Genomic DNA, 26,185 nt, shown 5'->3' on the forward strand with positions numbered 1-26,185 from the left:
CTTCCTTATGTCTTCGTTTGTGTGATCCACATCCTGTGGACCTCAAGCTTTCCATCAGTGGAGGATGAACAAAACCCCCACTGATGAAAGGTTCACTTTATAAAGTATATATTATTGTATACTTCCTAAATTATCTGTTAAGATTACTGAAAATAATACCATACGCAAAAAAAAATACCCTAAAAGATTATTCTTTTAGGGCAAACATAAACAAATTGCTTCTATTCAAAAGCAATAACATTATAGTTTGTTAAATGATTCAGTTAGCACAGGAACAATTTGCTTTTTACGTGAGACAACACCTTTTAATAATGCAGTATTGTTTTCTAAAGATACTTTAAATGCACTTTCCACTACTTCTGCTTTATCTCCTAATGCCAATGCAACAGAATCATTATTTAAAATATCTGTTACAACCAATAAAAATAAATCTAGGTTTTTAGCAGAGATGGTGTTATTTAATGCCGATTCTAATTCTGCTTGTTTTACTAGCACGTCATTTGTATCGACTGCATTCACTTGTGCCACTTCCACTTTATATGTACCCATTGGAAACTCTTTTGCATCAAGGGAGATTAATTGTTCAACTGTTTTATCACTTAAGTCTGCTCCAGCTTTTAGCATTTCTAATCCATATTCTTCTGCATTTACACCAGCAATTTCAGCCAACTCTTGCGCAGCAGCTACATCCTGTTCTGTACATGTTGGAGATTTAAATAATAAAGAATCAGAGATAATAGCAGAAAGCATAAGTCCAGCTATTTCTTTTTTAATTTCTACTGCATTTTCTTTATAAAGTTTATTTAAAATGGTTGCCGTACAACCCACTGGCTCACAACGGTAATATAATGGGTCACTAGTTTCAAAATTCGCAATACGATGGTGATCAATTACTTCTAAAACGGTTACGTCTTTAATATCTTCAACACTTTGTTGAAACTCATTATGATCAACTAAAATGACAGATTTCGTTTCAGCTGATGCTTTTTCAATAAACCTTGGTGCATCCGTTTTAAAGTAATTTAATGCAAATTGAGTTTCCCCATTTACTTCACCAAGACGAACTGGCTCAGCATCTACTCCTAAGCTTTTTTTTAACTCTGCATAAGCAATTGCTGAACAAATTGTATCCGTATCTGGATTTTTATGACCAAAAATAAACACTTTTTCCATAAATGAATTCTCCTTATGACAATAATATTAATGGTAAATAAGGAAATACCTTTAAAATTCACCTATCTTTTATTTTAACACAACACAATAAAATTAAAAGAACTGAACAAAAAAATCTACTATTCATATACTAGAACTTTATTTTATTTTTTTCAAAAAGGCTCCCCTGAAAAGGGTGGTGTTCTTGTGAGTAGTCCGCAGCCGGCATACACTTCGCTTTCCATGGGGCGGGCGTCGAACCTTCTCGCTCGTACCCGGTCCTGCGGGGTGTTGCCAGCCCGTTTTTTTAGCAAGAGTCTCGCAAAATCCTTTCCCAAAAACAACATAATCGTTTACCAGCGCCTTCAAAAAAAAAGAGAAAGGATAATCCCTTTCTCTTTCGGCAGCCGATGGTCGACTGTTTTTATTCTTTTTGCTATAAATTAGAATTTGAATTTATAGTTTTCAATTTCCCAAGAATGAATTGTAGTACGATAGTTGTCCCACTCTTCTTTTTTCGCAGCAATATATTCATTGAATACATGCTCTCCAAGAGTTTTAAGACCAATTTCGCCAGCTTCTAATTCAGCAATCGCTGCTTCTAATCCACCTGGTAAGCTGTCAATTCCAAGCTCTTCACGACGAGCATCTGTCATATGGAAGATATCTTCGTTAATTGGAGCTGGTGCTTTTAATCCTTTTTCTACTCCATCTAAACCTGCAGAAGCAATTACTGCAAAAGTTAAATATGGGTTAGCAGATGGATCTGGACAACGAAGCTCAACACGTGTAGCAAGTCCGCGTTTTGCAGGAATACGGATTAGTGCAGAACGGTTTGATGCAGACCAAGCAAGGTAGCAAGGAGCTTCATAACCTGGAACTAAACGTTTGTAAGAGTTTACTAAAGGATTTGTAACCGCAACAAAACTCTTAACATTTTCTAATACTCCAGCAATGAATGAATATGCTTCTGTTGAAAGCTGTAATTCATCAGACTCATCAAAGAAAAGATTTTCTCCATCTTTAAAGAATGACATGTTAACATGCATACCTGAACCATTAATTCCAAAAACTGGTTTTGGCATAAACGTAGCGTGTAATCCATATTGAGCAGCAATTGTTTTTACAACCCATTTATATGTAGTAGATAAGTCAGCTGCGCCTAGTGCATCAGCATACTTAAAGTTAATTTCATGTTGACCTTCTGCCACTTCATGGTGTAGTGCTTCAATTGTAAAGCCCATTGCTTTTAAAGTTTTGAAAATTTCAACACGTACTTTTTCTCCTAAATCTTTAGGAGATGGCTCAAAATATCCGCCTAGATCGCCTAATTCTTCTGTAGGATAGCCTTTTCCATCTGTTTCAAATAAGAAGAACTCTAATTCTGGTCCAACTGAAATTGTGTAGCCTTTTTCAGCTGCACGTGCAACTGTTTTCTTAAGAACATTACGAGTATCACCTTCAAATAACGTTCCATCTGGATTTGTAACAGAACAAAGGAAACGTGCTTCTGCATATCCTTCTGTTTCAGTCCAAGGCATTACTACAAACGTATTTAAATCTGGTGCTAAGTATGAATCAGATTTATTGATAGGTGAAAAACCTTTAATAGATGAACCATCAATCATAATTTTACCTTCAACAGCATCATCAAGTTGTGCTGCAGTGATTGTGATATTTTTTAAAATTCCTTCAATGTCAACAAATTGTAGATGTAATAATTCTACGTTTTTTTCTTTAATTGTACTTTGAATTTGTTCTAATGTAATCTGTGCCATGTCACTTTACCTCACAATTCATGTTCTATTAACTAACTTATGTTAATTATAAGTAATCTTTTATTTTTACACAATGCTTTTTTAAAAAGTTTTTCAGTATTTTTTAAATATTTTACTAGATAGCGCTTTCTTTATTATTACTTAGCTGTTTGAAATTTTTTGTTAATTTTTTGAACTTTTAAAACAGGATTTTCATTGAAGTCAGCATGCTGTTTATTACCTTTATTAAAAACTCCGTTTATATGATTTTTTTATTTCCACATTCGAAATAAATAGCATATAGTAGCATTATTATGATATTATATTTTGCATTTTTCTAACTTGAATGGATTCGATTAAACAGCTATGTTCATGTTGAATCTATTACAAGGTGCCAAAAACGCTAGCTTTTTTTGAAGTACTATTATAGACAACTACTGTATTTTTTATGAAAGGCAAAAGTTTTTACTATTATTTCCTGGTTCCTTTCTTATCATGCATTCTATTTTTATTAATTTTTTAGTTTTGTTCCAATTGATATTGATGGTCAATACCGAAATATACATGATGAAATGGATATTAATTAGAATAGCAATGCTTGCAAGCTAATTAAGTTCTACTGAAAATATTCAAAGCGTTTAATTATGAATAATCACAACGATCTTCTCATTTATTCAATCTTTTTATTATTACTCTCTTTTCTTTGTGTAATTAAAAAAGAATCGCGATTCAAAAGGTTTTTCAACATAACACTATTTTTTATATAAATATAATGGATAAATTTTTAGAATAGTGTTAAATTTGCAAATAAGGATTAATTTAACTAAATTTTAGGAAGGTGTTTCATAGATGAATGCATTAAATCAATTTACTTTTAGCAAAAGATTTCCTGATATGCCGATTATAGGTTCTTCCTTTAGCGGAAGTTTAGATCATGTTATCCCCTTATCTTTTGGATTTCCAGCACCAGAATCATTTCCGCTTGAAACGATGGTTACAGCAACTGACACCGCAATGAAAACACAGGGAACAGGTGCACTTTCCTATACTGGCGGGCAAGGACCAAACAATATTGTCAAATGGATAAAATCCCGTTCCGTACTGCGCAAAGTTCATGCATCGGAGGAGCAAATACTCGTTACTTGCGGAAGCATGCAAGCAATAGACCTTGTTACAAGAACACTAACAGATCCAGGCGATGATTTATGGATAGAAGCACCATGCTTTTTTGGCGCTATCCGCTCTTTTAATCTAGCAGAAGTAAAACTAACCTCCTTTCCTATTGATGAAAATGGGCTAAGAGTAGATTTGGTAGAACAAGCATTAATGGCAGCAAAAGCAAACAATAAACCGATGCCTAAAATACTTTATGTGATGCCAAATTACCATAATCCAGGCGGTGTCAACCTTTCATTAGAACGAAGAAAAAAACTAGCAGAGTTAGCATATGAATATAATTTTTTTATTATAGAAGATGATGCTTATGTTGAACTTTCCTTTGATGGAACCTATTTGCCTTCTATTTATTCTTTCGGACCTGAAAGAGTCATCTATTTAAGTACTTTTTCAAAAGTTGTTGCACCGGGTATTCGTATGGGCTGGGCAATTGGCAATAAACAAGTAATTGATAAAATGCGTATTTTAAAAACGGATGGTTTAACCAGCGTTTATATACAAGAAGTGGTTTATAATGTTCTTCAACAGCTGGATATTGAAAAACATATTAGCTATTTAAGCACCACTTATAAATCTAGAAAGGAATCAATGGTATCTGCTCTTGCACAATATTTCGGAGATGATGTATCATTTGTGGCGCCTGACGGAGGATTTTTCCTTTGGTTAACCTTTCCTCTAGGTGTTAACACAAGTGCATTTGTTGATGATGCAATGCAAGCCGGCGTTTCTTATTTAGATGGCCGTCATTTTTATTTAAATGACGAGGGCTTTAATACAATGAGACTGTGCTTTACTTATTGCAATGAGAAAAAAATAAACGAAGGAATAAAGCGTCTTGCTGATACTTATTATGCTTATGTAAAAAGACTTCCGGTTGAGGAAGCAAACTAATGAGTATGACACTTCAAAAGGATTTAGTTATTTACATCCGTAATAAAATACCAGAAAAATATATAACGTATTTAAATGAACTTGGCGCAACCGTTATGTTTGAGCCTTGGACATATGGAGAAGGAGAACCAGAAGTTCAGCATGATTTATCTTTATGCAATATTGTCTTAACCTTGGGATTAAATGATTCTTTAAATATTATTAAAAAAGCACCTCATATAAAATGGGTTCAGTCTCTTAGTGTTGGGTTGGACAGCATTCTTAACGAACAAACAATTTCCAGTGACATTATTATTACGAATACAAAAGGCTGCACATCCGTTCCAATTGCCGAACACACTATTGCTATGATTTCTAGTTTTGCTCGAGGGATTCCTACCATGCTGCAAAATAAACAAAATAGATTATGGCAAAACACATCTATTACTGATTTAGAAGGAGCAACTGTTGGCATTATCGGTTATGGAGAAATCGGAAAAGAAATAGCCAAACGCTGTAAGGCGCTTGAAATGAATGTTATTGGCTGCCGAAAAAGACCTGCTCGTACAGGAGAATATGATCCAGCAGATAAAGTGGTTGGGTTAGAAGAAATGGATTTGGTGCTAAAAGAATCTGATTTCCTTGTTTTAGCACTTCCATCTACACCGGAAACCTATCATTCTATTAATAAAGAAAAATTAAATTTAATGAAGCCTACTAGCTTTCTAATAAATGTAGGCAGGGGAAATACAGTTGCTGAGCAAGATCTATTAGAAATATTGCAATCAAAAAGAATTGCCGGTGCTGCTTTAGATGTTTTTGATGTAGAACCATTGCCAAAGGATCACCCTTTTTGGCAGATGGATAATATTGTTATTTCTCCACATAATGCTTATTTTTCACCTAGAAGTATGGAACGTTATATGAATATATTTATGAAAAATATCCAACGATTTCAAAACGGGCAGGAACTACTAAATGTGGTAGATAAGAAGTTGGGTTATTAACTTAAACTATTAATCAATAATAGAAAACAATCCATGCTAATGGAAAAAAGCGTGAATTCTGAAGAGATTCACGCTTTTTAATTTATCTACTTAAATCTTTGGAATCCAAAGTATAAAGCTATTTTCCAGCATTAAACTGTTTCAAATCCTTCATCTTTCCATGCTGTTGTTCCACCTTCGATAAAAGCAACATCTGTAAATCCCATTTTCTTTAACAAATAAGCACCTAATGCTGCTTGGCCGCCTAAACCGCATGTAACTAGAATTGGTCGGCTGCGGTCCGCTAATTCTGGATTGCGGAAATCTTCTGGAAGTTCTAAATCTGCACGGATTGGCAGCATGCCCAATGATATATTGACACTGCTTGGAATTAAGCCACATGCTCCAGCATCATCTGCATCCTGGACATCGATAATATATGTATTAGGAGATTCTTCTATCTTTTTTTTCGCTTCTATAGATGAAATGCCAGGTACATTATTTCGAGCTTCTTCTACTAATTTCCCAAACGTTAAAGCCATATTTAATTCCTCCCTATTAATAATGTTCACACATATCTTAACAAATTAAGTTTAAAATGCCTATTAACTTGCTTTTGGATACATTTAATGGAAAACAGCAAAAAGGGATGTGTTATATATCCCCTTCCCAACGTGTTCAAACACTTTATTGAAGAACATGTTGGGAAATGGTTCATACACTTAAACATCCCTGGTTCACTCATCTATTAATTTTTTAATTTATCTCTTAATACCATTGGCAAAATACCGCCATGGCGATAGTAGTCAATTTCAACTTCAGAATCAAATCGAACTAATGCTTCAAAAGTAGTCTTTTTGCCGTCTTCATCTGTTGCTGTTATTTCAACAAAATCACGTGGTTTAACTGTTTCGTCAATATAAACATTAAACGTTTCTTTTCCTGTTAACCCTAAGTTTTCAGCATTTTCGCCATCTTTAAACTGAAGCGGCAACACACCCATTAACACAAGGTTGGAGCGGTGAATACGTTCAAAGCTTTCTGCAATAACTGTTTTGATGCCTAAAAGGTTTGTACCTTTTGCAGCCCAGTCTCGAGAAGAGCCCATTCCATAATCTTTTCCGGCAATTACCATAAGACCTGTTCCATCTTGTTTATATTGCATACAAGCATCATAAATAGATGTCACTTCGCCTGTTGGCCAGTACGTAGTATATCCGCCTTCTGTACCCGGTGCAATGTGGTTGCGGATGCGGATATTGGCAAATGTTCCTCTCATCATAACTTCATGATTGCCTCGACGAGATCCATATGAGTTAAAATCACGCGGTTCTACACCATTGTCTTTTAAATATTTTCCTGCTGGTGTATTAACACCAATTGCTCCTGCAGGAGAAATGTGATCGGTAGTAACAGAATCGCCAAATTTACCTACTATTTTCAGCCCTTTTAATGGCAATACTTGTTCTGGATCTGGTTTTAAGCCTTCAAAGAAAGGCGGATTTTGAATATAAGTGGAAGTTTCATCAAATGTATATAATGAATCATTATTTGTTTGAATTTCATTCCAGCGTTTATTATCATCAAAAACCCGATCATATTCTTTCTTAAATAATTCAGGTGTTACTGTACGATTAACTACATCGTTTACTTCTTCTGTTGATGGCCAAATATCTTGGAAAAATACATCATTGCCATCTTTATCTTTTCCGATTGCTTCATTTTGCAAATCGATATTAACTGTACCTGCAAGAGCATATGCCACAACTAACGGCGGAGAAGCAAGATAATTCGCTTTTACAAGTGGATGTATGCGTCCTTCAAAGTTGCGATTTCCTGATAGTACACTTGTTACAAGCAAATCAGAATCTGCCACTGCCATTTCAATTTCTTCACGCAGCGGACCAGAGTTTCCAATACATGTTGTACAGCCATATCCAACAAGGTTAAAACCGATTTGTTCTAAATATGGAAGAAGTCCAGAATCTCTTAAGTAGCCAGTTACTACTTTCGAACCTGGTGCTAATGATGTTTTTACAAATTTAGGAACTTCCATTCCTAGTTCAACTGCTTTCTTTGCAACTAAACCAGCACCTACTAATACATATGGATTGGATGTATTTGTACAGCTTGTAATGGCAGCAATGGCAACAGCTCCAGTTTTCATGGTAGTAGAATCGCCATTTGCAAAATCAACCACCACTTCTTTATCGAATTCATCTTTTTTTAAGCCAAAGCCTTGGTTCCCTTCTGGTGCAGTGACAGAATCTACAAACGCTTGCTGCATTTTAGATAAAGGAATCAGGTCTTGAGGTCTTTTCGGACCAGATAGATTTGCTTCAATTTCTGAAAGATTGATTTCTACTATATCTGTGTATACAGGTTCAAATGATGGATCAAAGAATAATCCATTCTCTTTGCAATATGCCTCTACTATTTTAATCTGTTCTTCAGAACGGCCTGTTAAGCGCATATAGGCAAGGGATTCATCATCAATTGGGAAAAATCCACAAGTTGCTCCATATTCTGGCGCCATATTTGCAATGGTTGCACGATCAGCTAAAGGAAGCTGTGGCACTCCAGGACCAAAAAATTCTACAAATTTTCCAACTACTCCTTTGCCTCTCAGCACTTGCGTTACTTTTAATGCTAGATCTGTTGCAGTAGATCCATTTGGCATATCCCCTGTCAGCTTCACGCCTACTACTTCTGGAACTGGAAAATAAGAAGGCTGTCCAAGCATTCCTGCTTCTGCCTCAATTCCACCGACACCCCATCCAAGTACTCCGATTCCATTAATCATCGTAGTATGGGAATCTGTTCCTACTAAAGTATCAGGGAATGTTTCAAATTCACCAGATTCATTTTCATTAACATGAACGACATTTGCTAAATATTCCAAGTTAACTTGATGCACTATACCGGTTGCAGGCGGAACAGCACGATAGTTGTCAAATGCTTTTTTCGCCCAGCTTAAAAATTGGTAGCGTTCTGCGTTGCGTTCAAATTCAAGATCCATATTTGCTTTTAACGCATCAGGTGTTCCAAATTTATCAACTTGTACACTATGGTCAATAACTAAATCAACTGGTTTTTCAGGATTAATTTTATCTGGATTCCCACCAAGATCTGCCATTGCTTTTCTTAATGATGCTAAATCAACAACTGCAGGAACTCCAGTGAAATCTTGTAAAATTACTCGTGATGGCTTAAATGGAACATCTATTTCTTGTATGTCCTCTGTTCCCCATTTTGCTAAGTTTTCAACATGCTCTTCTTTAATTACAAAACCATCCATTTGTCTTAAAACGGATTCTAATAAAACTTTAATAGAATACGGTAATTTGGATACTTTACCGATTCCAGCCTTTTCTAAAGCAGCTAATTGATAATAATGATAACGCTTCCCGTCCAATTCAAATGATTGACGAGCATTATATATATCTTTTGCCATATGTATTACCCCCTCATTGTAATCATATACCAAGAATAGAATAATAGTCGAATTATTCGCACTTCCATCCGTCCTATTCCCTATTTACCGTTATTAATTTTAATACAATCTTATTCATAAGTAAATAATAAGAAAGTTATCAATTATCATAAGATAATCTTATAATAATTGATTTTTATATTGAAAATAACTTGCTAACATTCATCAATTGATACCATAGTTCGCCTACAGAAAGCAAATAACAATTAACTGAAGAACAAAAGCGCAAGCGCCTAGATCATCGCCGTACAAACTGGAAGGGCTTCGACTGAGATAAGACGAACCTTCTATCAGGGCGATTTTCCCCTGATGGTTAGTTGAGTCGATCAGGTTTTTACGGGCAGTTTTTTCACCTACTTCACAATTCTTAGGCGATACCTTACTGCCCGTTATAACGTGATAAAGGAAACACGATGAGCGCAAGCGTAGATGTTGACTTATCGTAGGGAGATGACCTGAAGTTTGATAGGCGATAGGCGCTGGCCGATTAAGTACGCAAAAGAGGAAAATCGACTAAATACGCAACGTCCTGTTGCAACGTCGATTGACCCGCATCCTGCGAGCCTGTTGCAACATCGGCACTAGTACATCCTGTACGTCGGAGCTGGACGTGGACCAAACTGCTAAGTTATCCACAACTCTAATTCGTTTATAATTTCCTAGACAACGAAAAATCAGACAAATTTTTTCTTGATAGAATAAAATTTGTCTGACTTATGGAGCTCCTCTTTATATATCGTTCACTTCATCCACTATGCTTTTTAAATCTTTTTGAAAATTTTCCAATTGTTCTCTTTGATGTTCAGAAGCAACCTCCAACGCATTTTCTATTTGTTCATACGTTTCATTAATTTCTTGTTTTAAATGTTTTAATTGGTGTCCGTAGCTTGCAGAATCTTTCACAATATCTTCATATAATGTTTGTGTTTCTATTAACCCTCGCTGAGCAGCCTGAAAAGCTTCTTGTTTATTTTTATGATATAACATGGCTTTGCCTCCTATATAGTATAAATATGAACAGAATATCGACAAACACTTGTTTTTGTATTTCTAGTTAATTAACCTTGCTCACATACTCGAGTACAACGCTGCTACTCTAAGGCCTCAAGCCTAGAAGTACAAACGTTTTTCATCCAGCTTAAAATTTTTGCAGACAAACCTCTTTACTCTGTTATAAATTCTCCATTTTATCCCACACTCAACTGGCAGTAAAACCCCCACCTCAAGATGCTGAGAAATCGAGGAAGCTAGGTGTTGAAACTCGCCCGTAAAGATCCGATAAGTTCAACTAACCATCATTTGGGGATGAACAAAACCCCCAATGATGGAAGGTTCACTTTATGAAAGAAGACTTCTTCTTATCCAAAAACTCTACCATTAAATTGTGCAATAGGACAAAAAAATATTCGGTATAAAGTAGCGATATTTCTCCATTCTAATAAAGTGTAACTATTAAAGTCGAGGTTTCTTACATCCCCCACATTTGGTAGCTTGAACCAAATAAGTTTTTATGGCAGTTTCATCCCTTCGCTTCTTAGTAGCTTATTAAGATACAGTTGAAGGTCTTACTGCCCGTTATTATGTATAATAAATTAGGAGGAAAGCTAAATGAATAAAAACGACGGTAAAGATATGCGTAAAAATGCGCCAAAAGGGCACCAAACTGGACAACCTGAACCATTAAGCGGCAGTAAAAAGGTTAAAAACAGAAATCACAGCCGCCAAAAGCACAACAGCAGTCATGATATGTAAAATAAGGAAGGAGAAGGGTTTTCTTCTCCTTCCTAATGACAAAAACGCTCATATTTCTAGTTTCAAGGAACAAAAGCACAAGCGCCTTGATCATCGCCGTACAAACTGGCCGATTAACTACGCCACGGCCTTATGTCTTCGTCGATTGACTCGCATCCTTCGAGGCTGTTGCAACATCGGTACTAGTACATCCTGTACGTCGGAGCTGGACGCGGACCATACTGCTAAGTTATCCACCACTCTATTTCGTTTATCATTTCCTAGACGATAACAAATGCGATCCGCCTCTTTTAATAGAAGTAAACCTACTATGTTTCACATCTTAAAAATAATGGAATAAGATGTATAATTAAGGAGGATTTACGATGAACAACAATAAAAAAGAGGATTTTCAATGGAATGGACAAATAGAAGAATGGTTAAAAGATTTTTTCCTGGACCCTCTTACCACTTACCTCGATGAAACCGAATTTAGAATGGATGTATTCGAAACGGAAAACGACTATATTGTTGAGGCTTTGCTGCCACATTACACAAAAAACAATATTGCTGTTACAGTAAACAATGATTTCTTAACCATTCTTGCTACCTCATCATTGAATTCCGAAGTGGTTGAAAAAAAACGGACTATTTATTTTCCCTTTTCTATCAATAAAAAAGAGATTACCGCTGTTTTCCATCATGATATACTCGAAATTTTTGTCAGCAAAAATTCTCAATGTGAAAATACAGGAAAATATATTACCATTCAATAAATGCTGCTTATCGTTTATATTTTCTTTCGTAGTACTTTTTCAATTGATAGTACGCCATTCCTCTTGATGTGTTAATCGCAAGTTTTGCATGCATTTTTGCTTTGGCCTTTTGACCTAAAAGACCTGCTTGTTCAGCCAAAAGCACTTCTTTCATCCAATTCCTTTTTATTTTTAAAAGCTGCTCATCGGTTAAAATATTTCCATCTTTTTTCAATTTATATAGAATTTGATAATACAACCGTATTTGCGCAGACTTTATTTTATATATCTCATCCTCCACGCCCTTCCAGTTTTCAAAATATAAAGAAAAAAGCACTGTAAAATATGGATATTTTTGTTTGTATCTTTTCATTGTGACGAGTTTCCTATAAGATTCTACTACTCCCTTATCATCTTGGTTTGCCATCGAGTAAATAAATCGACTATATGGATTCCACTGTCTTTTCTTTAACCATTTATGGATATTCTTTTCCTTTTTACTGATATAGATGTTGATTATCGAATTGCCAATGATCACCAAAAGAACCATAAGAAATAGGATCGTTTGCAGCATGCAGTGTGCACACACTGCAAAATAAACAATAATTGAAGCAAATACGACAATCATCGATGCATCTTTATATGTAAACAAAGAATCTCCTCCCTCTGGCTATTCATTTATACGAATATCAAACCAAACATTTGCCATTAATCGAATGCCTTCTTCGATTTCTTTTTTGCTTAATCCACCAAAGCCAAGCATAATCGGATACGAAGCTTCTCTATTTTTTGTCCAATAATACTTTTCAGCAGAATAAACGTTAATTTTACATATTTTAGCTTTTTCACAAAGTGTTTCTGTGTCTTCCCCCTTAATGACAAGTAATAAATGCAAACCTGCATTTTCACCTATCATTTCAACCCTATTGCCCATATACCTTTTAATGCTTTGAACTAATATTGTCCTTTTTTCTTGATAAATCTTTCTCATTTTCCGAAGATGCCGGTCAAATTCCCCTTTTTGCATAAACAAATAAAGCGCTTTTTGTATGATCGGAGAAGCTGCTTGCGTTTCAAACAAATCTGTGTGCACACTTTCTGCTAGTTTTTCTGGCAATACTATATAGCTTACTCTTGCTGCAGGCAAAAAAGATTTAGAAAAAGTCCCTAAATAAATAACTCGATCATTCGTATCTAACCCTTTTAAGCTTTGGATAGGCGAACCTTCATATCGAAACTCACTATCATAATCATCTTCCATTATATAGGCATTATTTTCATTAGCCCATTGCAGCAACTGGATCCGCTTTGCAATCGGCATAATCGATCCAAGTGGAAACTGATGAGAAGGAGTTACATATGCCAAGTGACAATGGCTGTCTTTTAAATCCTCGATGGGATAACCTTTCGAAAGACATACGTTTATATCTTTTAAGACACAGCCTTTTTTTCGAAGCACCTTTTCTACTCCATCATATCCTGGATTTTCCATTGCCACATGTGTAGTGTATGGCAGAAATAATGTTAGAATTTGTTTAACAGCATATTGTGTCCCTGCTGTTATTACGATTTGATTGGGACTGCATAATATTCCTCTTGCATAATATAAATATCTGCTTATTTCTTCTCTTAGTGGGAAGTATCCCATTTTATCTCCATAAAGCATCACTTCTTTTTGCATTGAATCCATCGCTTCTATCACATTTTTTTTCCAAGCTTTTATGGGAAAATGAGAGAGATTAATATCGCCATATTGAAAATCAATGATTTTTTCTTCTGCTTTCTGCCCGCTTAAGGGATAGGACATCTGCTTCCAGCTGCTTTTAGGCAAATCCAGCGAGTTCTCTAATTTTACTGTCCAAAAGCCTTTTTTCTGCTTGCTTTCTATATATCCTTCTGCCAATAATTGCTGATACGCTTCATTTATTGTATTTTTACTTACTTTTAATGTATCCGTGAGCTGTCTGATAGACGGAAGTTTTGTGCCCTCTTTTATGTTCCCTGTTAAAATTTCTTTTCGGAAATATTCATATATTTGCATATATAGCGGTTTTTTTGATTCTTTTTGAATAAACATTTCCCTCTCCTAATCTGTACCTATAAAAAAATTATTTTCTGTCACTTTTTATTAAGACACTATTTTTTTACAATTAGTGTAACATAAATAGAGAGGAAGAAAAATAAATGGATAAAATGAGACTATCTACTAGGGAAGTAACAAACCAAACAGCAATACAAGTTTTCTTGCAGACTATGCAAACTGGCTACTTAGGATTAGTAGACGGACTAGAACCATATGTTATACCTTTAAACTATATCTGGCATAATGAGAATATTTATTTTCATGGAGCAAGCTCTGGCAGAAAAGTAGAAATACTTAAAAAAAATAATCTTGCTTGTTTTACTGTCAGTGAGGATTTAGGAACGTTGTGCAATCCAATTCCAGCTAAAACTGATACTGCCTATATGAGTGTCATTCTATCTGGAAACGTAAAACAGGTCGAAGATATATCGGAATGCACAGATATAATGCAGCAAATGCTGAATAAGTATGTACCCGGTTATTATTCAAATCCTTTATCTTCTACTCATTTAGAAAAATATCGATCCTCTTTAGGAAGTAAAACCATTGTGTTTAAACTGATCCCTGAAAAAATAACTGGTAAAGAAAACAAGCTGAACGAAAAGATGAAATTCACCCCCGGCAGAACAATCAAGATGGATTTATAACAAAAGAGAAATTTTAGGATGTATGTTATCTTATAGAACACCTCCTTCTTCTATTAAGATAACTTCTTATGAAAATAATAGAAAAATAGAATCCAGTCTAGTTTTCTCCTCCTACTTCTAGTATGATGAAATTGATGTATTACTTTTTGAATAAAGCGAGGATCATAATAGATGAGTTTATTGAATGTAGAAAATTTAAGTCATACATTTGGCGATCGAACATTATTTAAGGATGTTTCTTTCCGCCTTTTAGCTGAAGATCATATTGGACTAGTAGGAGCGAACGGTGTCGGCAAATCGACATTGATGAATATTATTACTGGACAGCTTATCCATGATACCGGAAAAGTAGAGTGGATTCCAAGTGTCCATTATGGATATTTAGATCAGCATACCGTTCTGACATCAGGGAAAACGATTAGAGACGTATTAAAAGATGCCTTCCTTCCTCTTTTTAAAGAAGAAGAGAAGTTAAATGAAGTCACAGCCAAAATGGGTGATGCCACTCCTGAGGAATTAGAAGCATTATTAGAAGAAATGGGCACAATCCAAGATAAATTAGATGCTGGCGGATTTTATACACTGGATATCAAAATTGAAGAAGCATCCCGCGGTCTAGGATTGGATGCCATTGGATTGGATCGAGATGTTTCCGCCCTAAGCGGTGGACAACGAACAAAAGTACTGCTTGCTAAACTGTTGTTAGAGCAGCCGCAGGTTTTATTATTGGATGAGCCAACCAACTATTTAGATGTGGAGCATATTAAATGGTTAACTTCCTATTTAAAAGAATATCCGTATGCTTTTCTTCTAATCTCACATGATACGGAATTTATGAACCAAGTATCTAATGTTATTTTCCATTTGGAATTTTCAAAACTTACAAGATATACTGCGAGTTACGATAAGTTTTTAGAGCTTGCAGAAATTAATAAAAATCAACATATCAATGCTTATGAAAAACAGCAGGAGTTTATAAAAAAACAAGAAGATTTTATCAGTAAAAACAAGGCACGCTATTCTACCACCGGCCGTGCAAAAAGCAGACAAAAACAATTGGATCGAATGGATCGCATCGATCGCCCAGAAACTGCTGTTAAACCGACCTTTGAATTTAAGGAGTCCCGAGGCAGCAGCCGTTATGTTTTTGAAGGCAAAGACTTTGAAATTGGCTACACCCATGCACTTCTTCCGAAAATGTCTATTACCATTGAAAGAGGCGAGAAAATTGCGGTTGTGGGCTGCAATGGGGTTGGAAAATCTACCTTATTAAAAACAATGCTAGGAAAAATCGAACCTATCAATGGTAAGGTTGAACGTGGCGATTTCCTCTCTCCTTCTTATTTTGAGCAGGAAGTAAAAGCAGGGAATATTACGCCAATAGAGGATGTATGGAACGCTTTCCCGATAATGGATCAGCATCAAGTCCGTGCTGCACTTGCACGCTGCGGATTAAAAAATGAACATATATCCAGACCACTTAATCAATTAAGCGGTGGCGAACAAGCAAAGGTCCGTTTATGCAAACTTTTAATGGAAGAAAGCAACTGGCTTTTATTTGATGAACCTACTAACCATTTAGATGTGGTTGCAAAAGAAGAGCTAAAAAGGGCATTAAAGGCATATAAAGGTACAATCGTTCTCGTTTGTCATGAACCTGATTTTTATGAAGATTGGGTAACGAAAGTTTGGGATGTAGAAGCTTGGTCCAATCAAAATAATTAATATAGCGAAAAAAATAAACAAGGTGCAGTTGATTAGGCTATTTGGCAATCGCTGCAACTTGTTTATTTTTTTATACGAGACTGCCGACAACCTTTCCATTTCTTTGATGTTTGCTTAATTCGGCTGCTCACTAGCTTGATCTCCTTCTATGCCTAAGCCTTCTCGTCTCGAATAATAAAGTGAACCTTTCCATCAGTGGGGATTTCCTTCATCCCCAACAGATGGAAAGCTTGAGTTCCACAGGATGTGGATCACACAAACGAAGACATAAGGACGTGGCGACCTTAGTTTGTGTACCTCTATCGGACCTTTACGGGCAAGTTTCAACACTTAGCTTCTTCGATTCCTCAGCATTCCCGAGGGAGGGGTCTTACTGCCCGATAAGAGTGGGATAAACTTTTTTAATCACCAGACAGTTTGTGTAAATACTCTTTGTCTACATTCTGAATAAAATTTCGTATTTTTTTCATTTATTAACAAACACTACCAATATCTATATATCATTTGGGGGTTCTTTTATATGAAAAAAATGATTATTCTGCTGGTTTTAACTATTTATTTTAGTCTTTCTTCATCTCTTTCTGCTTTTGCAGCACCATCTGAAACAGACGTTGCAGCACTTGCAGATTCATTAGGCTGGACAACAAAAGACTTAACGGACTATCTATTGACAAAAGATAGTAAAGTCGACGATTTTGATACAATAAAGGATTTAAAGGAATATTTGGGTACACCAATAACTCCCGATTCCCTCGATCAGCTTTTACAAGCATACAATATGACGAGAGAAGAGCTGGATATTTTATTAGCTGGATTTAATGAAAAAGTACAGGACTTCTGGTTTATAGAAGATTTAGATGTTGCCATTGATTTTTACCAAAACCATGAAAATACGATGGCAAATCTTGAACAATTTCTATTGAGCCATGGAATTACCGAAAAAGAAAAAAACCAATTATACAATCATTTCAAAAAATTAGATGCGCAAGTGCTCCATACAAAAGTGTATAAGTGGAAAGAGACATTAGCAAACTTAGATGCTTTGGATAAAGAAGAGCAATTGACAAATACACAAAAATCAGAATTAATATCCCTTTGGAAAGATATGACGCAAACTCTTGCATTACAGCCTCTCTTTTATGCGGTTGATGATAACGGAAAACGGACAAAGCTATCTTTTCGACAGTTTGCAACTAATATAAAATTGGATACAGTAGCGATGGAACTGGAAGATCAGAATAATCATATCATTATGGATACGGTTATTTCTCCTGAAAAATTATCTGGACAGTTTGCTGTAGATGCCGCGGATAAAGTAATTCATCTTACAGAGCTTAGCGGAGAATTATCATCCTTGTATCAATCTCAATTGCCAAATACAGCTTCTCTTCATCCATTATTGCTTTTCCTAGGCTACCTTTGTATTTTACTGGGAGTTTTATTTCTATATTGGAGAAGGAATAAAAAAATTCATGATAAATAAATCATTTCTTAAAAAGAACTGGATAATCTATCCTTTATTCCTTTTAGGATTTTTCCTTATCGTTTATCATGGCAGATTGCTTATTCATCGTCCTATACAAACAACTATTCCATACAAAGAATATACAAACAACAAGCATGCACCCTTGCGAACAAGTACCATGCTTAAAGAAGGGGACTTGATAGGAAATATTATTTTGCCAACTCTTCACAAATCAATGAACATATATCAAGGAACAAATCAAAAAATTTTAGATAAAGGAATTGGACATTATTTAGAAAGTTCTATGCCTGGAGATCACAATAACACTGTTCTATCCGGACATAGAGATACTTTCTTCCGCGCTTTAAAGGATATAAAACCAAAGGATTTTATTCTAATCAAAACGAATAAGGGAACATTTTATTATAAAGTGAGAAAAATTGATATTGTTACTTCTAACAATCACCAAGTATTAACCGTAAAATCAAGGCCAATATTAACATTAACTACATGCTATCCCTTCTATTATATTGGGAATGCACCAAAACGGTATATTGTAACATCAGATCTTATCAAAAGTGAAACCAATTAATACCACTTCACTAAGCCGCTCCATTTTTGGCTTATTCTCCTATTAATCCATGGGCAATACATCCTAACTTCCTTTGGAGCTGCAAGTTAGGATTTTTTCTTTGTTATTGCCATTTAGATAAATTATTTTTTATCTTACTTTTCCAATCTACAAACTTCAACATGATTTTTTCACCGTTTTTTTGTTTTTGCCATTCATAATAGCTCGCAATAACAATCAACAAGCTTCCGGCTATAAGAAGGTATGCCCACCATGGGAAATTCCCCCAGAAAGGTCTTGTTTGCAGCAGAACGTTTAAAAGAAGCACGATTATTCCAATAAAGAAGTAGGATTTATATTTAAAATAGAATCCACAAACTACAGATAATAACGATAAACTTCCTAATATGATCGCATCAAAGATCGTGGCTGTTTGCAAAGCATCTACTATCAATAACATAGAAGCAATAATTAAAACGACCCATTCAGCTCGATTTACCATTTTAGAAGGAATACCTTTTACGATTTTTTTACTGATGATGATCAGAATAACCCAAGGGAGTACAATTGTTTCTTCTGAAAGATAATATGGGATCGGCAGCAACTTTAACAGTGCATAATATGGCTGCAGCAAATAAAGGACCGCTGACATAACAGGAATCCACCCTATGTTTTTTGGCATCCTTCCTTTTTGAATGAATAAAGAACCAGCAATAAGCAAACCCGGTAAAATAGTCGCCCATGAATCGTATCCATTTATCTTGTATAACAACAAAAAGAAAATAATGCCTGTCACGCTGTAAAAATCAATATAATTTCCTTTCTTCTCTCCAAAACAATAGAGTGTTTTATAAGCATAAGATCCAATAAAGATAAGCATAATGCCTAAAATACTATATAAAAGAAATTGATCAAACGGAATCAATTTTTGGCTATAATGAAATCTTTCCGTACAAGCTAACAGTAAAATGAGCCCCGCTCCCTGAAAGTAATGCCTTTTCGAAAGATACGTATAAATTAAATAAAGTGCAATATAACATAATCCCACCGTATAAGTGTGAGCAGTATAATTGGAAGCAGCTATCCAAGAGCCTATTCCTATAATAGATAACGGATAGAAAAAATACACTACTGCAGTCTTTTTTCCCTTATGGATTAGCATATTGACGAAAAAAACTAAGATACTAGTTAATATAAATGCCTGCGATAAAGGACTGCCTCCAGCAAATCCCTTATTGATACTTGATGCAAAATACAATAAAAAGCAGCAATAACAAGCATAATGAAATAAACTATTCACTATATTATGTTTAATCATAAACGCACTAATCATATAAGCAAGTAATGCTATTAAAAAATGCATATGTATACTGTTCCCATTTACTAGGTAATCAGCAGAAATAGAAATCAATAAATACATATGTGCAATAATAAAAAACGAACGTTTAAATGGTGTTTTGTTTACCATCCATTGCAAAACAAAAAACAGTATCCAACCATAGGTATTCCATTTTATTTGCATCGTTAAAGACACATGAAAAAGATCTCGAATGAATGATAAATAAGTTATTGGCACCATAATACTCACTAACCAGATGATCATCCAATCTTTTTTTGCTTTATAAAAAGCTAAAAAGACGAGTAAGCCAGCTGTATAGATACATGTTCTTATCCATATGACCTGAGGCGGTTCTGAAGCTGTTAGCAAAATAGCTAACAAATACATTCCTTGCCCAATAAAAAAACTTATTCGATTTATCAATAGATCTTTATTCGAAAAAATTGCTTTCGTTGCCAATAATGTGACACTTGAACATGCAATGACGAATGCTGTCCCCTTCATTTCCAACATAGGAATTGCCTCAAAAAAAGCAAGATACGCTGCAGCAAAACAACATGGTATGAAATATGGCAAAGTAGGCAAATAACAAACTGGCCATTTCTCTTTTTTCACCAGCATTAAGATGAATCCTAAAAGAAGAAACAAACAGCATGCATACCACTCTCCTAGATAAAACATACCTGTAAAACACGCAAATGAAAGCATGAGCGATAAGCCAATTACTGCAGAACTATACTTAATTTTTTCAAAAAATTTTGTTCGATTAAGGAATCCCAACAGGCCAAAGAGTACAAACCCAATACTGTACAAAACAATAAATAAAGCTGGCAACGAAGTGATCAGGTTCATTTTTAATGCAATTTGAAATAAGGAAAGTCCGCTAAATGCAGCTGGCGTATATTCAAAAAATCTATAGGGCAATTTATTTGCCAAAAAAGTAAATTGACCAGCAATCATCAAATAAGTTATTGCTAAGATTATGGAACCTTTAAAATCAAAATCCATGTAAAAAAACTGGCAATAAACAAAGAGCATGCAAATAACAATTGCACTAGAAATCTCCCAAGTTTTTCCCCAGTTAATAGACCCTCCTTTTAATATAAATCCAATCAGCATAATAAACAAAGCTACTATAGCGAAAAACATTGGACTCCAAACATACATCAGATCAATTGTCATAATGCGGTAACAGCCAATAACGATCATTAACGTCACAAAAATATGGTAGTGCTTATATTTTGTTTCATATAATATCCCCATATACAAAACACCTAACAATATAAAGTTAATCCCTTGAAATACTGCACTATTATATAGAAAGGCTAAACAAATTGTTGTTAGCAAAAGATGAACCTGTGTATAAATCGGCAGCTCTTTTGCCATTTTTGTTACCCACATATTTTCTTTATATTTAGAAAGAAGCAAAATCATGCAGCTATTAAAGCCAATAAAAAAGAAGAAAAATAGATCCTTTGAAGGATGAAAGCTTAGTAGTAAAAATGCAATCATCGTTGAAAATGCTGCTAATGTTACGATACGAAAAAAAGCAGACTGTAGAAAATTAGCTAAATAAAAGTAAAGAGGAATTAATAATCCAGTGCCGATAACACCCAGAATATAGTTTCCTTCCCCTCTTAATGAAAGAAAATGCCCTAACAATTCAAACCAGCTGACTGATATCATGCCAATTGGCAAAAAGAAACTTCCTAAGACAAAAAATGCAAAAGCCGTTTTTTCTATTTTAACTATATTTTTTGCAAAAACTGCAAAACTGTAGAATACAATGGAAACCAAAAAGATAGAGCCTGCTTTCATCCATCCTTCCATGCTGTCCCAATTGCTTGTAGCAACAAACATTCCCCCAAGCAAAAGAAAAAAAACGCCAATGTACAACAAAAATCCAATATTTTTTTCCCTAAGTTCTTCTTTAGTGTGAATTTTTTTCTCTTTTATTTTTTGGGGCTTCTCCTCCGCTTTCTGTACTGTTTGTGTTTTTAATGAAACCTCTGCTTCTATTTTTATTTTTTTCTCTTCGTAAAAATGATGATATGCATGTAATACAAGGTCATATACGCTTGTCGTTATGTATTGATTATTAAGCAGTGTTTTTAATTCCGTTGTAAAAATATCCTTTTTGTTTTGTTCCATTAAAACCATTCCCCCTTTTCTATAAAAAACTAAAACAACTTTTTATACTTTAAGTGTAATATTACATTAATTGTAACTATTATTCAACTGTTTTATCCTCTAAAAGAAAGGATTTACCCTCTCTTTTATCGAATTTTATTTTGATAGTCTAAATTAGGAGGGATAAAATGGACAAAGAAATCATGGCTTATTTATCCAAAAACCGAAAAGCACATTTAAATGAATTATTTCAGTTCTTATCAAAAGAAAGCATTAGTGCACTTCCTGATTACAAACAAAAGGTGCAAGAAACAGCACAATGGACAGCTGAAGCTTTAAAGAACGCAGGAATGGAAAATGTAAAAGTTTATGCAACAGAAGGTCACCCTGTAGTTTATGGCGACTATCTTCATGCAGAAGGGAAACCGACGGTGCTTGTGTATGGTCATTATGATGTTCAGCCTGTTGATCCGCTTCATTTATGGCAGAGTCCCCCTTTTTCTCCAGAAATCCGCAGTGACAAAATTTTCGCACGAGGTGCGAGTGATGATAAAGGTCAAGTATTTATGCATATAAAAGCTGTTGAGGCTATTTTAAAAACCATGGAAGAGCTTCCTGTAAATATGAAGTTTTGCATAGAAGGAGAAGAAGAAATCGGCAGTCCTAATCTTCCAGTATTTGTGAAAAATAATACTGATTTGCTGCAGGCGGATGTCATCGTAATCTCTGACACTAGCATGATGGAAAAAGGCAAACCTACAATCTGTTATGGACTGCGCGGACTATGTGGATTGCAAATTAATGTTAAAGGGCCTAAAGGAGATCTGCATTCAGGACTTTTTGGAGGAGCGGTTCAAAATCCAATAACTGCATTAGTTTCTATTTTATCTTCCTTTCATAATGAAAATGGAGAAATTACAGTTGAAGGCTTTTACGATAAAGTGGAATCGTTGACAATGGATGAAAAAAATGCTTACGAGGCATTAGACTTAAAAGATGATATATTTATCAAACAAACTGGTGTTCCTTCCCTTTTTGGCGAGAAAGGTTATAGTACATTGGAAAGAATGTGGGTTCGTCCAACATTAGAGATTAATGGTATAAATGGCGGTTTTCAAGGCGAAGGAATCAAAACAGTCATTCCTTCTGAAGCAAGTGCAAAAATTACGTGTCGGCTTGTGCCGAATCAAGATCCTGATGAGATTATTTCCTTATTACAGGCCCATATTCAAAAACAAATACCTGTTGGAGTAGACGTCTCCATCCAGTTATTTGATAAAGGCGCCCCATTTGTCACTCCATTTGATCATCCGGCCATACAGGCTGCTGGAAGATCATATGAAAAGGTATATCACGTGCCTACTTCCTATACAAGAGGCGGTGGCTCCGTTCCGATTGTAGCTGTTTTTGATCAATTTCTTGAATTGCCTATTGTTTTGATGGGGTTTGGTCTGCCAGATGAAAATTTTCATGCACCCAACGAACATTTTCATTTAGAAAATTACGATAAAGGATTGCAAACAATTTGTACATATTGGTATGAACTGGCTCATACTTTATCATAATATTGAAAATCAGAGGCTAGTTATTGACTAAAGTATGTAATTCAACAAAATATATTTCCGTTTGATCAGCGACCCATTGTTATCTTATAAATGACAAGTTGGAAACGAAAGACCTCTACTTTTTAGACTCTAGTAGAGGTCTTTTTAATCAAAAAATTTGTTCGTCCGCTTCAACGATATGATACGTATTTTTATTGATATTTTTCAGAAAGGAATTTCTCTTTCCACTTTCAGAAAAAAGGACCAGCTCATGCATTGCTCTGGTACATGCAGTATAAAATAATTCTTTCTCTAGATGATTTGTGTATAAGGAACTATTATAGATAATGACTCCATCAAATTCGATTCCTTTCGCCAAGTAGGCTGGTATAATGGAAATACCTTTTTCATAAGAGACCGTGCCTTTTTCAATTAACCGGACATCTATATGTTTTTTTAACCAGCCATATACACGTTCACTTTCTTTTTTTGTTTTACATATAACAGCACTTGTTTCATAGCCTTTATTCTTTAGCTGCCGCAATTCTCTTAAAACTTCCTTTTTAAACAATTCCACATTTGCCACTTCACGAACTACTGGTTTTTCACCATTCCGATTAAAAGGCTCGATCATCTCCCCTTTTTCAGCCAAACCCTTTGTAAATTCTACTATCTCCCTAGTTGATCGATAACTTTTTGTCAATACAATCTGTTCTATTTCTTTACTGTTTTCACTCTGCATCCATTCATTATTTTCATGGGCATAGATGGCTTGGTTTACATCCCCTAATAAAGTCAATTTGCTGTATGGAAACAATTCTTTTATATATTCCATTTGAAATGGTGAATAATCTTGTGCTTCATCAATAAAAACATGCTTCATGCTTGTGCTGGATTTTTTTCCTTCCATTTTATCTTTAAAATAAGCGAATGCTGTACCATCTTCATTCCAAAGCTGTTTATTTTTAATTGCATTCAATGTATTCGCTTGAATGAGCATCCATTCTTGTTCTGTTAGGATGCTTGGTGCATCATGTTGAAAAGCTTCCTGGTACATTGCACCATAATCAACAAAACGCAAGGTTTTTATCCGCTTGTATATTTTTTTGAATCGTTTATTTACGATTAATTTCCGTAGAATTTGTTCTTCTTCATTAAAATAGGAAAACTCATCCGACTTTTTTTGCGATGCCCTATATGCTTCTAAAAACTCCTCTTTATCTAAAAGCTGCATCTCTTCCTCTACCCAGCTTTGCTTTCTTTCTTGCTTTGCATGTACTTTCATTTCTTTTTGAACCCATTCTTTTAATAATTGCAATCTGTTTGCCAAGGGTAAAGAAGTATCCCATTCATAAAATTTACGTGTTAGTTCTTCTTTCGAAAAAAGCACTTTATTCCGAAAAGCAATATTTTTAAAAAGAATTCCCTTTGATGCCAATTGTGCTAAATGTGTATCTAGATTCTTTTTAAATGCAAGACTGCTTTTATATTGAATGCTTTTAAGTCTCATTTTTTGCAATGATTGATTTTCTTCTGACAAAAGAACCTCTAATTGAGAGAAAGGATCTTCCACCGCCCAGCTAGAACCAATTCTGCTTACTATATACTCCTGAAAAGTAGACTGCTGCATATTTTCTTCCCCAAGCTCTGGAAGTACGGTGGAAACATAACTATTAAATAATGGGTTCGGAGAAAATAACATGATATTATCAGACGTTAATGTTTGTCTATGCCGGTACATTAAATAAGCAACTCTTTGCAATGCAGCAGAGGTTTTTCCGCTTCCAGCTACTCCTTGAACTATTAATACTTTGCTTGAGTCATTTCTAATAATTTTATTTTGTTCTTTTTGAATGGTAGCAACAATGCTTTTCATTAAAGCAGTGGCATTATTCCCCAAAACTTCTAATAATAATTCATCTCCTATCGTGACACCTGTATCAAATAAACTAATAATTTTGCCTTCGCGAATGATAAACTGCCTTTTTAATAAGAGTTCTCCTTCGATTTTGCCTTCTGGTGTTTGATAGTTTGCTGGACCTGGCGAATAATCATAATAAACACTAGAAATAGGTGCACGCCAATCATATATATAAAAATTTTGTTCTTCTTTATCCATTAATGAAGCTATGCCAATATATATTTCTTCTTGCTCTTCATCACGTTCTTTAAAATCAATCCGTCCAAAATAAGGGGAATTTTTTAACTTTGTTAATGTATTCATTTGGTTATGTAATTGTCCGTAGCTTCTTTCTCGTTCACCTAATAGCTCGGCTTGTTGTTTGATGCTCGCATAAGTTTCTGCGATATCATCTGATTCATCAAAATTCACCGTAACATCTTCCCAAAATGTTCTGCGCAATTGACTGGCATCCACTCCAATTAATTTGCTTGCTTTGATATACTTTTTGATCTTTTCATCTATTTCTTTGATTACTTTTTGTACTCTGCTCTCTTCTAGAATGATTTCTTCTTTTTTTTGCTCTGACATTTCAACCACTCCTTCAATCTTGTTTCTTGACACACAAGATTTTTTATGGTAATCTTATATTGGGTATTTATATACATATAAATTTTATATACTACATCAATTTAGTTTAGCATATTTTACTTTTTAATTCCATCAAAAGACATATCCCATGCTCATAATAAAGAGCATGGGATTTATTATTCTGTCACAACTTTTGACTGGAACAATGCTAGAACACGACTATCAATCGAAAACGAGCGACTAAGCGCTTTTTTATTACAGAATTGGGAA

General features: G+C 34.8%; 18 protein-coding genes. 9 read left to right on the top strand and 9 right to left on the bottom strand.

The features are described from left to right. Positions 1-240: 240 nt before the first annotated feature. Together ACTYBU_RS03465 and glnA are read right to left on the bottom strand one after the other, a co-directional pair. Positions 241-1,173 (bottom strand): manganese-dependent inorganic pyrophosphatase, encoded by a 933-nt coding sequence (locus tag ACTYBU_RS03465; protein WP_445487184.1) that lies wholly within the window; start codon positions 1,171-1,173, stop codon positions 241-243. Positions 1,174-1,595: 422 nt separating this feature from the next. Beyond that, positions 1,596-2,930, bottom strand: a complete 1,335-nt coding sequence (gene glnA / locus ACTYBU_RS03470; RefSeq protein WP_445487186.1) for a type I glutamate--ammonia ligase — start codon at positions 2,928-2,930, stop codon at positions 1,596-1,598. 828 nt (positions 2,931-3,758) lie between these two features. Between glnA and ACTYBU_RS03475 the strand changes: the two genes are divergently transcribed. Both ACTYBU_RS03475 and ACTYBU_RS03480 read left to right on the top strand, forming a co-directional pair. Next, a complete protein-coding gene (locus tag ACTYBU_RS03475) occupies positions 3,759-4,976 on the top strand; it encodes an aminotransferase-like domain-containing protein (RefSeq protein ID WP_445487187.1) in 1,218 nt (405 codons plus the stop codon). Next, complete coding sequence (locus ACTYBU_RS03480; protein WP_445487188.1) at positions 4,976-5,962, top strand: D-2-hydroxyacid dehydrogenase; 987 nt, start codon at positions 4,976-4,978, stop codon at positions 5,960-5,962. Before ACTYBU_RS03475 ends, ACTYBU_RS03480 begins: the two co-directional genes overlap by 1 nt. 131 nt (positions 5,963-6,093) lie before the next feature. Here the strand turns inward: ACTYBU_RS03480 and ACTYBU_RS03485 are convergent, their stop codons facing one another. The 3 genes from ACTYBU_RS03485 to ACTYBU_RS03495 all read right to left on the bottom strand — a co-directional run bounded on the left by ACTYBU_RS03485 (position 6,094) and on the right by ACTYBU_RS03495 (position 10,421). Beyond that, the gene (locus ACTYBU_RS03485) at positions 6,094-6,483 is read right to left on the bottom strand and encodes a rhodanese-like domain-containing protein (RefSeq protein WP_445487190.1); all 390 of its coding nucleotides are present in this window, start codon (positions 6,481-6,483) and stop codon (positions 6,094-6,096) included. Positions 6,484-6,689: 206 nt separating this feature from the next. Further along, entirely contained in the window at positions 6,690-9,395 is a 2,706-nt protein-coding gene (gene acnA / locus ACTYBU_RS03490; RefSeq protein WP_445487192.1) for an aconitate hydratase AcnA, read from the bottom strand. A 768-nt stretch (positions 9,396-10,163) separates the two neighbouring features. Then, the gene (locus tag ACTYBU_RS03495) at positions 10,164-10,421 is read right to left on the bottom strand and encodes a hypothetical protein (RefSeq protein ID WP_445487194.1); all 258 of its coding nucleotides are present in this window, start codon (positions 10,419-10,421) and stop codon (positions 10,164-10,166) included. 621 nt (positions 10,422-11,042) lie between these two features. Between ACTYBU_RS03495 and ACTYBU_RS03500 the strand changes: the two genes are divergently transcribed. Together ACTYBU_RS03500 and ACTYBU_RS03505 are read left to right on the top strand one after the other, a co-directional pair. Beyond that, a complete protein-coding gene (locus ACTYBU_RS03500) occupies positions 11,043-11,186 on the top strand; it encodes a small acid-soluble spore protein P (RefSeq protein ID WP_445487195.1) in 144 nt (47 codons plus the stop codon). 365 nt (positions 11,187-11,551) lie between these two features. After that, positions 11,552-11,941: an Hsp20/alpha crystallin family protein gene (locus ACTYBU_RS03505; protein ID WP_445487197.1), complete on the top strand. Its 390-nt coding sequence runs from the start codon at positions 11,552-11,554 to the stop codon at positions 11,939-11,941. A 7-nt stretch (positions 11,942-11,948) separates the two neighbouring features. Here the strand turns inward: ACTYBU_RS03505 and ACTYBU_RS03510 are convergent, their stop codons facing one another. Then, complete coding sequence (locus tag ACTYBU_RS03510; RefSeq protein WP_445487199.1) at positions 11,949-12,572, bottom strand: hypothetical protein; 624 nt, start codon at positions 12,570-12,572, stop codon at positions 11,949-11,951. A gap of 18 nt (positions 12,573-12,590) precedes the next feature. Further along, entirely contained in the window at positions 12,591-13,997 is a 1,407-nt protein-coding gene (gene pdxR, locus ACTYBU_RS03515) for a MocR-like pyridoxine biosynthesis transcription factor PdxR (RefSeq protein ID WP_445487200.1), read from the bottom strand. 107 nt (positions 13,998-14,104) lie between these two features. Here pdxR and ACTYBU_RS03520 point away from each other — a divergent pair, with 107 nt between their 5' ends. From ACTYBU_RS03520 to ACTYBU_RS03535, 4 genes are all read left to right on the top strand, one after another. Beyond that, positions 14,105-14,650, top strand: a complete 546-nt coding sequence (locus ACTYBU_RS03520) for a pyridoxamine 5'-phosphate oxidase family protein (RefSeq protein WP_445487201.1) — start codon at positions 14,105-14,107, stop codon at positions 14,648-14,650. A 171-nt stretch (positions 14,651-14,821) separates the two neighbouring features. After that, positions 14,822-16,375, top strand: coding sequence for an ABC-F family ATP-binding cassette domain-containing protein (locus ACTYBU_RS03525; RefSeq protein WP_445487203.1), 1,554 nt, complete (start codon positions 14,822-14,824; stop codon positions 16,373-16,375). A 520-nt stretch (positions 16,376-16,895) separates the two neighbouring features. After that, complete coding sequence (locus ACTYBU_RS03530; protein WP_445487204.1) at positions 16,896-17,858, top strand: processed acidic surface protein; 963 nt, start codon at positions 16,896-16,898, stop codon at positions 17,856-17,858. Then, positions 17,848-18,432 carry a sortase gene (locus ACTYBU_RS03535; protein ID WP_445487205.1) on the top strand — a complete coding sequence of 195 codons (585 nt, stop codon included), beginning with the start codon at positions 17,848-17,850 and terminating at the stop codon, positions 18,430-18,432. The genes ACTYBU_RS03530 and ACTYBU_RS03535 overlap by 11 nt, the downstream gene beginning before the upstream one ends. 103 nt (positions 18,433-18,535) lie before the next feature. Here ACTYBU_RS03535 and ACTYBU_RS03540 read toward each other — a convergent pair whose 3' ends face one another. Then, entirely contained in the window at positions 18,536-21,901 is a 3,366-nt protein-coding gene (locus ACTYBU_RS03540; RefSeq protein WP_445487206.1) for a hypothetical protein, read from the bottom strand. A gap of 167 nt (positions 21,902-22,068) precedes the next feature. Here ACTYBU_RS03540 and ACTYBU_RS03545 point away from each other — a divergent pair, with 167 nt between their 5' ends. Continuing rightward, positions 22,069-23,445, top strand: a complete 1,377-nt coding sequence (locus ACTYBU_RS03545; RefSeq protein ID WP_445487208.1) for a dipeptidase — start codon at positions 22,069-22,071, stop codon at positions 23,443-23,445. Between the two features lie 148 nt (positions 23,446-23,593). On the opposite strand, the gene helD is transcribed toward ACTYBU_RS03545, so the two are convergent. Further along, the gene (gene helD / locus ACTYBU_RS03550) at positions 23,594-25,915 is read right to left on the bottom strand and encodes an RNA polymerase recycling motor HelD (protein WP_445487210.1); all 2,322 of its coding nucleotides are present in this window, start codon (positions 25,913-25,915) and stop codon (positions 23,594-23,596) included. Positions 25,916-26,185: the final 270 nt, after the last annotated feature.

The organism is Niallia sp. 03133 (assembly GCF_052663225.1).

Coding starts and splice junctions, on each gene's coding strand:
- ACTYBU_RS03540 (WP_445487206.1), bottom strand. CDS start 21,901: ATGGAACAAAACAAAAAGGATATTTTTACAACGGAATTAAAAACACTG.
- ACTYBU_RS03485 (WP_445487190.1), bottom strand. CDS start 6,483: ATGGCTTTAACGTTTGGGAAATTAGTAGAAGAAGCTCGAAATAATGTA.
- helD (WP_445487210.1), bottom strand. CDS start 25,915: ATGTCAGAGCAAAAAAAAGAAGAAATCATTCTAGAAGAGAGCAGAGTA.
- glnA (WP_445487186.1), bottom strand. CDS start 2,930: ATGGCACAGATTACATTAGAACAAATTCAAAGTACAATTAAAGAAAAA.
- ACTYBU_RS03545 (WP_445487208.1), top strand. CDS start 22,069: ATGGACAAAGAAATCATGGCTTATTTATCCAAAAACCGAAAAGCACAT.
- ACTYBU_RS03465 (WP_445487184.1), bottom strand. CDS start 1,173: ATGGAAAAAGTGTTTATTTTTGGTCATAAAAATCCAGATACGGATACA.
- ACTYBU_RS03505 (WP_445487197.1), top strand. CDS start 11,552: ATGAACAACAATAAAAAAGAGGATTTTCAATGGAATGGACAAATAGAA.
- pdxR (WP_445487200.1), bottom strand. CDS start 13,997: ATGTTTATTCAAAAAGAATCAAAAAAACCGCTATATATGCAAATATAT.
- ACTYBU_RS03530 (WP_445487204.1), top strand. CDS start 16,896: ATGAAAAAAATGATTATTCTGCTGGTTTTAACTATTTATTTTAGTCTT.
- acnA (WP_445487192.1), bottom strand. CDS start 9,395: ATGGCAAAAGATATATATAATGCTCGTCAATCATTTGAATTGGACGGG.
- ACTYBU_RS03495 (WP_445487194.1), bottom strand. CDS start 10,421: ATGTTATATCATAAAAATAAACAAGAAGCTTTTCAGGCTGCTCAGCGA.
- ACTYBU_RS03525 (WP_445487203.1), top strand. CDS start 14,822: ATGAGTTTATTGAATGTAGAAAATTTAAGTCATACATTTGGCGATCGA.
- ACTYBU_RS03475 (WP_445487187.1), top strand. CDS start 3,759: ATGAATGCATTAAATCAATTTACTTTTAGCAAAAGATTTCCTGATATG.
- ACTYBU_RS03535 (WP_445487205.1), top strand. CDS start 17,848: ATGATAAATAAATCATTTCTTAAAAAGAACTGGATAATCTATCCTTTA.
- ACTYBU_RS03480 (WP_445487188.1), top strand. CDS start 4,976: ATGAGTATGACACTTCAAAAGGATTTAGTTATTTACATCCGTAATAAA.
- ACTYBU_RS03500 (WP_445487195.1), top strand. CDS start 11,043: ATGAATAAAAACGACGGTAAAGATATGCGTAAAAATGCGCCAAAAGGG.
- ACTYBU_RS03520 (WP_445487201.1), top strand. CDS start 14,105: ATGGATAAAATGAGACTATCTACTAGGGAAGTAACAAACCAAACAGCA.